The 10,329-nt window shown below is 72.3% G+C and carries 7 protein-coding genes; 1 reads left to right on the top strand and 6 read right to left on the bottom strand.

What is annotated here, in order from left to right; translation table 11 throughout:
* On the bottom strand, positions 1-1,919 hold a 1,919-nt coding region (locus tag G6048_RS25880), incomplete at its 3' end, for an FtsX-like permease family protein (RefSeq protein ID WP_408056173.1).
* Positions 1,920-2,037: 118 nt separating this feature from the next.
* Entirely contained in the window at positions 2,038-2,442 is a 405-nt protein-coding gene (locus G6048_RS25875; protein WP_165341989.1) for a globin, read from the bottom strand.
* A 209-nt stretch (positions 2,443-2,651) separates the two neighbouring features.
* Here G6048_RS25875 and G6048_RS25870 point away from each other — a divergent pair, with 209 nt between their 5' ends.
* A complete protein-coding gene (locus G6048_RS25870; RefSeq protein WP_206342132.1) occupies positions 2,652-3,632 on the top strand; it encodes a methyltransferase domain-containing protein in 981 nt (326 codons plus the stop codon).
* Between the two features lie 27 nt (positions 3,633-3,659).
* Here G6048_RS25870 and G6048_RS25865 read toward each other — a convergent pair whose 3' ends face one another.
* The 4 genes from G6048_RS25865 to G6048_RS25850 all read right to left on the bottom strand — a co-directional run bounded on the left by G6048_RS25865 (position 3,660) and on the right by G6048_RS25850 (position 10,325).
* Positions 3,660-4,808: an FHA domain-containing protein gene (locus G6048_RS25865; RefSeq protein ID WP_165341984.1), complete on the bottom strand. Its 1,149-nt coding sequence runs from the start codon at positions 4,806-4,808 to the stop codon at positions 3,660-3,662.
* A gap of 110 nt (positions 4,809-4,918) precedes the next feature.
* Positions 4,919-6,265, bottom strand: coding sequence for a vWA domain-containing protein (locus G6048_RS25860; protein ID WP_165341983.1), 1,347 nt, complete (start codon positions 6,263-6,265; stop codon positions 4,919-4,921).
* Between the two features lie 139 nt (positions 6,266-6,404).
* Positions 6,405-7,715: a PP2C family serine/threonine-protein phosphatase gene (locus tag G6048_RS25855; RefSeq protein ID WP_165341982.1), complete on the bottom strand. Its 1,311-nt coding sequence runs from the start codon at positions 7,713-7,715 to the stop codon at positions 6,405-6,407.
* Between the two features lie 3 nt (positions 7,716-7,718).
* Entirely contained in the window at positions 7,719-10,325 is a 2,607-nt protein-coding gene (locus G6048_RS25850) for a serine/threonine-protein kinase (protein WP_328826964.1), read from the bottom strand.
* Positions 10,326-10,329: the final 4 nt, after the last annotated feature.

Here is a 10,329-nt window from a genome sequence, read left to right as displayed (position 1 = left end):
GCCAGCAACCGCCCCACCGGCTCGTCCGCCAGATCCCGCCGCATCAGCAACGCGCCCCCCGCTTCCCCCAAGTCCCCGGTGTTCAGGGCCAGTACCGAGGCCGTCCGGTCGCCGGACAACGGCAGCGTCGTACGCACGGCGGGTGCGGCCTCGCGTACGCCCTCGACCGCGGAGTAGACCCCGGCCGCGCCCAACCCGCCCTGGCCGGCGCCGAGTACACGTACCGACGTACCGGACTGGAAGTCCGCCTGGTCGTCCTGCGAGCGGTCCCAGGAGGCGCCCTGGCCGATGGCGAGCATGCCGAGGGCGATGGCGAGGACGAGCAGCAGTACGGGTCCCGCGCCGCGCATCGGGCGGCGGCTGAACTGCCAGCCCGCGAGCGCGGCCGGCAGTCCGCGACCGCCGGCCGCGCGACGTTCGGCGAGACGGGCGGCGGGCGGCAGCAGCCGCAGGGTGAGGACGGTTCCGGCGAGCAGGGCGAGTGCGGGCGCCGAGACGAGCAGGGGGTCGATGCCGAGGGTGCCGGAGGTGTCGTCGGTGACGACGCCGGAGGTCTGCCGGTTCAGCTGCCAGTACGCGACCGCCGCGATCACCAGCAGGCCGACGTCCGCGCCCGCCCGCACCGGCGCGGGCAGCGCCCGGGCACGGCCCTTGGGCTCCTCGCTCAGCGCGGGCACGGTCACCGCGAGCGCACACCCCAGCGCCACCCCCGCCGCCACCAGCCACAACGAGCCGCCCGCCGAGGTGTCGAGCCGCAGCCCGATCCGGGACAGCGCCCCCTGCCCGGCCAGCAACCGCGTCAACGGCCCGGCGAGCAGCGGTGCGCAGACCGCCGCGGGCACGGCGAGCAGCAGCGACTCGAGCGCGGCGAAGCCCGCGACCCGGCCCCGCGAACCGCCGCGCGCCCGCAACAGCCGGGTCTCACCGGCCCGTTCGGTACTCAGCAGCCGGGCCACCAGCAGCAGCGCGTAGCCGGCGAGCAGCGCGAGCTGGAGCGCGACGATCAGCAGCGTCGAACGGGAGACCAGCAGCGAACGTTCGACCCGGTCCAGCTCCTCCGGCAACGAGGTCGTGACGGCCGTGGTGCCGTGCATCGCGGGGGACTTGACCAGCGCCTTGGGACCGTCGCGCGCGGCATCCCGCAGGGCGTCGATCCGCCCGGTCGTCAGCGCCCGGAAGTCGGCGGACGCCAGCCAGGCCGAAGGCCCCTCGCTCACGGGCCCGTTCGCGCCCAGTACCGCCGGATCGGTGAGCAGCGGCCCGTACGTGGTGAAGTCGACCTCCTTGATGCCACGGCCGCCGAGCTCGTCCAACTGCCAGTAGGGCGAGGTCACTTGGGCGGGCCGGTACACACCGCTGACCCGGATGCGCGCGTCCGGCCCGTCGAGCCGGTCGACGAGAGTGAGCCGTGCGCCGGGCTTCAGCGACAGCGCCCGTGCCGCCGCCTCGGGGAGGGCCACCTCGATCTCGCGGCCGGCGGCCGTCTCGCGGGGGAGTCGCCCCTCGACGACGCGGACTTGCGAGCGGTCCAGCGCCGCGAAGTGCGTGAGATCCGGGTCGCCGGACCGTGCGGAGGGCGGCTGCAACGACCGCGGCAGCGCGTACGGTCCAGACCGCATCAACGTCCGCAGCGTCACGGGGAGCCCGTCGAAGGTACGCCGAGCCCCGTCGCGTACGGCCTTGTCGGCGGCCTCGCGCTCGTCCGCCGGTACGTCGGCCTCGACGAACAGGGTCGTGGCCGCGGCGCTCTCCGTATCCGACGGGCCCGACAGGAGTGAGTGGCGCAGGGCCGCGTCGCCGATCGCGCCGGAGTACGCGGTGAGGGTCGTCAGGACGGCGGTCGTCAGGAGGACGGTGAGCAGCGCGGCCGTCAGCAGCAGGCGGTGCGCCCGCGCACGCGATAAGACGAACTCCGTCACCCGGCTCCCCCGCCTGTCCCGAACCTCCGGGTGATGTTGTCAGAGGGAACGGGTTACGGGTAAGCGCTTGTCGTCCGGGCTTGACCGGATTGTGATAGATGCCGTTCGAAAAGCGGTGTCAGCCCTCCGTGTTCACCATCGACGCCGCCGCGTACGTCAGGTACTTCCACAGCGTGTGCTCGTGCTCCTCGGAGAGGCCGAGCTCGTCGACGGCGACCCGCATGTGCTTCAGCCAGGCGTCGTGCGCCGCGCGGTCGACGGCGAAGGGGGCGTGGCGCATCCGCAGCCGGGGGTGGCCGCGGTTCTCGCTGTACGTGGTGGGCCCGCCCCAGTACTGGATCAGGAACAGCGTGAGACGCTCCTCGGCCGGGCCCAGGTCCTCCTCGGGATACATGGGCCTGAGCAGCGGGTCCTCGGCGACACCCTCGTAGAAACGGTGGACGAGGCGGCGGAAGGTCTCCTCCCCGCCGACCTGCTCGTAGAAGGTCTGCTCTTGAAGCGTGCCGCGCCGAATCTCGACCACGTTGGTTGGCCTCACAAAAAATCGCTCTGGTCAGCCCCTGGCTCTGTTCGGCCGGGGGTCCGGGGGTTGTCCCCCGGAAATTGCAGCCACCGTTCTATGGTCTCAGACGCCAAGACCGAGGACTCAAGGCTTAGGACTACGGGGAAGGGCTCGCGGAACGGCGCGTTCAAGCGCTCGCCCCGGGGAGCCTCGCGCCGCACAGTGGAGGTATGAGCGCGCACGCCATCGACCACGGCCTGGACGACCTCGCCGCCACGGCGCGGGCGGCGCTGGTGCGCGAGGTCGAGGCGGGCGGGGCCTGGGCCAGTGACCCGCGCTGGCGGGAGGCCTTCGAGAGCGTCCCGCGTCACCTCTTCGTGCCGTACTACTTCGTCGGTGCCGAGGACGGCTACGAGCGACTGTGGTGCGAGGACCCCGACCCGCGCCGACGCGAGCGCTGGCTGCGCGGCGCGTACGCCGACTCCCCGCTGGCCACCCGCGTACGCGACGGCCAGCTGGTCTCGTCCAGCAGCCAGCCGTCCCTGATGGCGAAGATGCTGGCGGAGCTGGAGGTACAGGACGGCAACGCGGTCCTGGAGATCGGCGCGGGCACCGGCTACAACGCGGCCCTGCTCGCCCACCGCCTCGGCGACGAACTGGTCACCACCATCGACCTGGACCCGGAGATCACCGAGTCCGCCCGGCGGCATCTGGCCGCCGCCGGGTACCACCCGAGAGTCGTCACCGGAGACGGCGCCCGCGGCTGTCCGGAGCATGCCCCGTACGACCGCGTCATCGTGACCTGCGCGGTGACCTCGATCCCGCGCCCCTGGCTCGCCCAGTGCAACCCCGGCGCGCACATCCTCGCGCCGATCGCGACCGGCGTGATCGACCTGCGCGTACGCGACGCCGGGCACGCCGAGGGCCACTTCCTGCAGACGCCCGCCTACTTCGTGCCCCTGCGCGGCGCCGAGCGGCCCGAACCGCGGCCCACCGCGGATGGCGGTCTGCCGCGCCGGGCGATCCAGAACGAACTCTTCCGCTTCCTGCTGGCCCTCACCGCGGGCGCCCTCGACCCCCACGAGGCCCTGGCCCTGTGGGAGCGCGAGGAGCAGCCGGAACGGGAGCGGTACGGGATCACGGTCAGCGGCGAACGCGAGTGGGCCTGGCTGGACGACCCGGAAGGACCGTACGCCTGGCCGCTCGCGTAACGCAGATCACACAGCGCTGGGACTGATTCAGCCCCGGCGGATCGTGATCGTCGTCCACGCACCCACGTGCACCCGGTCGCCGTCCTGCAGCGGTACCGGGACGAAGGGCTGGATGGGCTCCTCGCCGTTGTTGACGGTGGTGCCGTTCGTGGAGTTCTGGTCGACGACCGCCCAGCTGCCGTCCGGCTGCTGGACGAGGACCGCGTGCTGATGCGAGACACCCGGGTCCTCCGGCGGCACCGACAGGTCGATGTCCGGGGACTCGCCCGTGGAGTGGCGACGGCGGCCGATCGTGATCTGGTTGCCGATGAGCGGGCGCTGCTGCTCGGGGGAGTACGCGGGCAGGTTCAGCCCCGTGGCCTCCGGTCCTGAGCGCTGCATCATCGCCATGAAGTACTCGCGGTCGGGCCCGATCGTGATGTTCCAGGCCATCGGCTGCTGCTGGTAGCCGGGCGGGGCCTGCGTCTGGCCGGGCTGCGGGTAGCCGTAGCCGCCCTGGCCCTGGCCGTTGGGATCGCCGCCGGGCGGAGGGAGGACCCAGTCGTCCCCGCCCCCGTAGGGCTGCTGCCCGCCCGGACCCTGCGGGTGACCGGTCTGCTGCGGATAACCGGGCGGAGCGGGCTGCTGCTGGTACGCCTGCGCGGCCCCGGGGCCACCGGGTCCGCCCTGACCCTGACCACCGTAGTTCCCCTGACCACCGGGGTACCCGCCCTGACCCGAGGGGTCGCCGCCGTACGGCGAGAGCGGCTCGGCGGGACGGTTCATCTGCGAGGGCCGCGAGCTCTGGTAGTCGTACGGGTCATGGCCGCCACCGTGCTGTCCGGGCTGCTGCTGCTGGAACCGCAGCGCCGGGTTCGGACCGCCGGCACCGGGCGGCGCGGCCGGGGTGTACGAGGTCGCCGTGTTCGTCAGGAAGTTCCACCGGCACTCCTCGCAGAACGGGGCCCCGCCCTCACGCGGGGTGCGGCACTGCGGGCAGAGCTCCGGTTCGTGCCCCAGGTCCGGCACGGCGGACAGGTGCGGGTGCCCGCCCTGCTGCGAACCGGGCTGCGGGTAGCCGTAGCCGGCGGCCGGCGGCGGCGGCGGAGGCGGGGGCACGGCACCGGCCATGCGGTGACCGCAGACCTCGCACCAGTCGTCGGAACCCGACTGGTGTCCGTTCGGGCAGGTCGGCATGTCGGCGCTTCCCCCTTTCTTCTTCCGGCCCCGGGGGACCGAAGTTCTCCGTCCCCCTCGGTTCAGGGTCCGGCTTCGTCGCTCCAGCCCCCGGGGAGGGGCCGGACCAGCTACTTCTTTACACGAACAGTCTTGGTCGACCGAGTTTCGAGCGTCATCTCGTCGGCCTCCTCGACCTTCGCCTTCAGTCGCACAGTACCTGCCGGGGCATCGACCACGTCCACCACCTTCGCAAGCAGTTTCGCCGTATCCGCGTTTCCGGAGATGCTGGCGAGCTGAACGGCACGGCCCAGCTTGGCCGTTGCGCCATCGATATCTCCCGATTTACGGGCATCCAGTCCCTGCTGGATGACTTGTGCCAGCTCGGCCTGGCCCGTGTAGTGCGCGACCTGCGGGTTGATCGACGTGGACGCCGCCATGTCGTCGGTCCACACGGCCCGTACGAGACCCTGGGCGCCCAAGGTCTGGGCCGGGCCCTCCGCTTGCGGGATCACCAGGGAGACGCGGGCCGCGAGCATCTCCTGGCCGATGCCCGCCTCGGGCACCTCGACGCACACGTGATAGTCGCGGGACTCGTCGCCCCAGGAGCCGGTCGGGTAGTCCCCGGCGCGCGGGCCCGCCTCCGTGCGGCGGTCGGTCAACTCCTCGACCGTGGGCGCCACTTGCTTGACGAACTTGATGGAGGTGCCCACCGGCGTCCACAGCCGCAGCGCGACGTCCGCGACCTCCTTGCCCATGGCCGTCTCCATCATCTGCGTGAAGTCGGCGGACAGGCCCGCCGGATCGGCGACGATGTCGGCGGTGCCGAGCAGCGCGGAGGCGATCCCGGTGACCTCCTTGACCTCCCAGTCGGTGCCGACGCCCCGCGCGTCACAGGTGAAGCGCCCCGCGCAGGCGTCAAGGGCGGCCTTGAGGTCCTCCGCCGACTCGTGTTCGTTGCGTCCGTCGGTGAGCACGATGCCGTGCCGGATCGCGACGTCCGCCGAGGCCAGCAGCCGGTCCGCGAGCCGCAGCCAGGTGCCGATAGCGGTACCGCCGCCCGCACTCAGCTTGCGCAGCGCCTGCTTGGCCTGCTCGCGGGTCCCCGCGTCGGCGACCGCGAGCTCGCCGCCGCCGGGGTAGACCTCCTTGGCCACATGCGTGCCGCCGATCACCGCGAAGCGCACTCCGTCGCGTACGGCGTCGATGGCGGCGGCCGTCGCGTCCCGGGCGCCGCGCATCTTGGTCGGCGGGTAGTCCATCGAACCCGAGCAGTCGACCATGATCGCCACGGCCGCGTCCGGGCCCTGGCCCGGTGTGTACAGGTGCGGCGCGGCGACCGCACTCCCGATGGTGCCGCCGCCGGTCGAGGTGACCGTCACGATCGCGCTGACCTCGCGCCCGCCTTCCGGCAGGTACTCGTTCTGGTACACCTCCACCGAGAACTGCGGCACGTTCGACTTCGAGAAATTGGCCATGCCTTCCTAGCTCCCCCTCAGGAACCCCACGAACCGTGGGTGATGTCGGTGAGTGGACCGGTCCCCTCCGGTCCACGGCCGTATCCGCCCGGCCTCAGGCCGCTTCTGCCCGGCCGTTGAGACCGTTCCCTGTCAGGCCTCAGGCCGATCCTGCCCCTATCGGCGGGGCCGGGAACGGCAGGACGGCCACTGTTACGTTGTCGTGGCCCCCGCCGTCCAGGGCGTGGCCGACCAGAACCCGGGCGCTGTGCAGCGGGCGGAGCGCGGCGTCGAGCGGGGTGACCTGCGCCAGCTCCTCGGCCGCCTCCGCGTAGTTCCACAGTCCGTCTGTGCACACCACCACTACACCCGGCCGGTCCGGCTTGAAGGAAGCGGTGTGCGGTTCCAGTTCGTACGCATCTGCCCCGAGCCAGCCGGTGATCGCGTGGGCGCGCTCGTCGGCGTACGCCTCCGCCTCGTTCATCAGGCCCGCGGCGACCATCTGCGCGGCCCAGGAGTCGTCCTCGGTGAGCCGGGCCGCGGGGGAGGTGCGGTCCACGGGGATCCAGTACGCGCGGCTGTCGCCGACCCAGCCGACGATCAGGAGGGTGGGGGTGACCACGGCGCCCACGAGGGTGCAGGCGGGCGCGTTCTGGTGCGGGGCGTGCTCGGAAGGGGCGGCTCCCGCAAGGGAGTTGACCGCCCGGGAGGCGGCGACGATCGCGTCGTGCATGGCCTGCTGGGGGTGCGTGCCCCGGGGCAGGGCCTCCAGCAGCGACTCGTTGGCGGCGCGGGACGCGGCCAGGGAGGCCTCGTCCGGGCGGGTCGCCGAGGACACCCCGTCGCAGACGATCGCGATGACCGCGGTGGAGCCGTCGGGCAGCGCGGTCGAGGAGATCGCGAACGCGTCCTCGTTGCGGTGATGGCGCAGTCCCCGGTCGCTGACCGCGGACACGGCGTCCAACTCTTGCTCCATGTGGTCCCGTTCACGCGGCTGTGCATGGCCGCAGTTCTCGCAGTAACCGTCCTGGTCGACCTGGCCCGCCCGGCAGGCCACGCACACCTTGGTGCCCGCTCCCGGTGTCGCCACGAAGTCGGCGGTACGCGGGTCGGGTGCCTGCAAGGCGTACTCGTCGGGCTCCGGAGGCCCGTCGAACCGTACGCCCGACGCATGGGCCGGGAGTTCGTGGCCCGCCGAATCGGTGCCGTGGATCTCCGACGGCACATGAATCGGGGCGGGCCGGTGGGAGCTGTCCACCTCGGGGGCGACCGGCCAGTCCACCGGCGCGGCGGCCGCCGGAGGGTACGGGGGGTGCGGCGCCGAGCCGTTCATGGTCATCGTGGGGTTGTCGTCCGGCGGTGCGGGCACGGCCGACAGGTCGTACCCGCAGGCACCGCAGAAGCGGTCGCCCGGCTCCAGCGGCTCCTCGCAGCTGGGGCACTTCGACAACGCCGGGGGCATCTGCGACATGAATTACACCCACGTCCGGGGGCGGTAGCGGTTGGCGCGCTCCACCAGATCGATCCTCTCCTCGCCACCCTGGGCGAGCCGGGCCAGTGTCCGGTACGAGCGCTCCAGACCGAAACGGAGGCCTCGCTCGTCCAGGTCACTGCCGAGCAGTACGGTCCGCGCTCCCGTACTCGGAGGCGAGGAACCCTGGCTACCGGAGAGTACCCAGTCCAGGGCGCAGCCGAGGACCTCTGTGGACAACTGCTCGCGGCGGACCGCGTCCAGGCCATATCCGCGCAAGGCTTCGATCTGCCCGGCCGCCGCGGTCAGGTCGTCCAGGAACGGCGCGCTGGGCCCCTCGTTCATCCGGTGCCGCAGCCGCGCCCGCACGGCGGCGACACGGGCCGCCGTGTAGTGGATGTTCGCCTCCGGCACCGACTCCAGGGTCCGTACGGCTCCCTGCCGGTCTCCCGCCGCCAGCTGTACGCGGGCCAGTCCGAACGCCGCGCTCACATAGCTCGGGTCGGTCGTCCACACCAGGCGGTAGTACTCGGCGGCGTTGTCCAGCTGGCCGAGGACCTCCGCACACAGGCCGAGGGCCAGCTTGGGGGCGGGCTCGCCGGGGAACGCGTCGTAGATCGCGTCGAAGGACAGCGCCGCCACCTCGTGGTCGCCGGTCGCGAGCGCGGCGATGCCGCGGTACCAGACCACCCGCCAGTCGTCGGGGTGGTCCGCCTCCAGGGCCGCGAGTGTCCCTGTGGCGCTGTCGAGTTCGCGCATCTCGAGCCGGGCCCGCAGTTCGCGCAACCGCAGCTCCAGGGACCCGGTGGGCGCCGCGTGCAGCGCGGAGATCAACTCCGCGGGCGCGGAGGCCATGAGCCCCGCGAGGAATCCGGCGTTCGGGTCGCCGGGGTCGACCCGGGGGACCGGAAGGGCGAGCGCGGCGGCTGCGGCGTCGACGGGTTTGACGAGGGCGGTCGGCTTCGGCGCGAGGGCGGGCGCACCGTTCGTACCGGGCGGCAATCCCGCCGTGAAGGCGGGAGCCGTGCCGGCAGTCGCGGGAGGCAGCTCAGCTGCCCCGTTCTGCCCGCGACCGCGCCTGGGTGCCGGAATGACCCGCGCCCCCAGCCGCGACACATCCTCCTCCAGCTCCCCGAACAACTCCGTGTCCGTGACCTTCAGTTCCGGCCCGAAGAGCGTGGAGAGGAACGGGCGGGGGCGGCCCGTCTGCAGCGCCACGACCTCGCGCAGTACGCCCGTCAGCTGCTCGGCCATTTCCTGCGCGGAGGCGAACCGGCGGGCCGGGTCGGGGTCGGTGGCGCGGACCAGCAGCCGGTAGAACGACTCGTACTGGCGGAAGACCTCGATGTTGTCGGGGTCGGGCAGGGAGTCCACGAAGACGTTCGTGTAGCCCTGGAAGTCGAAGGTCAGCACGGCGAGCGTACGGGCGACGGTGTAGAGGTCGGAGGCGACCGACGGGCCGAGCTCGGCGACCTCCGGCGCCTGGTAGCCGACCGTGCCGTAGATGGCCGACTCGTCGTCGTCCATCCTGCGCACCGCGCCCATGTCGATCAGCTTGAGCTGATCCTCGGTCTGGATCGCGTTGTCGACCTTGAAGTCGCAGTACAGCAGGTTGCGGCTGTGCAGATGGCCGAGCGCCTCGAGTGCCTCGATGCCGTACGCGCAGGCCTGCTCGACCGGCAGCGGGTCCCGCTTCCCGGCGGGCGTACGGCGCTCGTTGGCTATCTCCTTGAGGGACTTGCCGCCGACGTACTCCATGACGATGTAGCCGTCGAGGGAGCCCGTGCGCTGGTCGAGGTGCTCGACGAAGTTATAGATCCGCACGATGTTGGAGTGCTCGATCTCGGCGAGGAACCGGCGCTCGGATATCGCGGCGGCCATCGCGTCCTGGTCGCCCGTGTCGAGCAGGCCCTTGAGCACCACCCAGCGGTCGGACACCGCGCGGTCCACGGCGAGGTAGATCCAGCCGAGCCCGCCGTGCGCGAGGCAGCCGACCACCTCGTACTGGCCGTGCACGACGTCGCCCGCGCGCAGCTTCGGCATGAACGAGTACGGGTGGCCGCACTTGGTGCAGAAACCCTCCGTACGCCCCGGCCTCTCGCCCCGCGAACGCCCCACCGGCGCCCCGCAGTCGGAGCGCGAGCAGAACCGCTTGCGCTCGGGTACCTCGGGGTTCTCCTGGACCATCTCGCGCGGATCGGGGCGCGGCACGTCCGGGACCTGGACGAGGCCGACGCCCAGCCGGCCGCGGCCGGAGGATCCGGTCGTCTTGCCGGAGCTGCGCACCGACACCGAACGGCTCGACGTCCGCCCCGACAGGGAGCGCGACAGCCGCCCCGACACCGAGCGCCGGGACTGCGAGGAGCGGGCCGAGCGCGACGAGGACCGGGAACTGGAGCGCGAGCTCGCACTGCCGCGGCCGGAGCCGCGGGAGTTCTTGCCGCCCGCCGTGATCCCGGTCGGCGGCGAGCCGACCATGCCGCTCGCGGAGACGACCGGCGCCAGACCGCAGGTGTCGCAGTACAACTCGCCGCCGCCCACGTCCTCGTAGGCACCCGAGCAACCGGGGCGCTGGCACTGCTTCCGCTCGCCCGCGTTCTGTTCGCTCACGTTC

This window comes from Streptomyces ureilyticus, from assembly GCF_011045025.1.
Taxonomy (GTDB): Bacteria; Actinomycetota; Actinomycetes; order Streptomycetales; family Streptomycetaceae; genus Streptomyces; species Streptomyces ureilyticus.
This window is presented reverse-complemented; position numbering and strand designations above follow the sequence as displayed.

Excerpts from the sequence above, each read along its gene's own strand:
- G6048_RS25870 (WP_206342132.1), top strand. The coding sequence starts at position 2,652 with ATGAGCGCGCACGCCATCGACCACGGCCTGGACGACCTCGCCGCCACG.
- G6048_RS25855 (WP_165341982.1), bottom strand. The coding sequence starts at position 7,715 with ATGTCGCAGATGCCCCCGGCGTTGTCGAAGTGCCCCAGCTGCGAGGAG.
- G6048_RS25865 (WP_165341984.1), bottom strand. The coding sequence starts at position 4,808 with ATGCCGACCTGCCCGAACGGACACCAGTCGGGTTCCGACGACTGGTGC.
- G6048_RS25860 (WP_165341983.1), bottom strand. The coding sequence starts at position 6,265 with ATGGCCAATTTCTCGAAGTCGAACGTGCCGCAGTTCTCGGTGGAGGTG.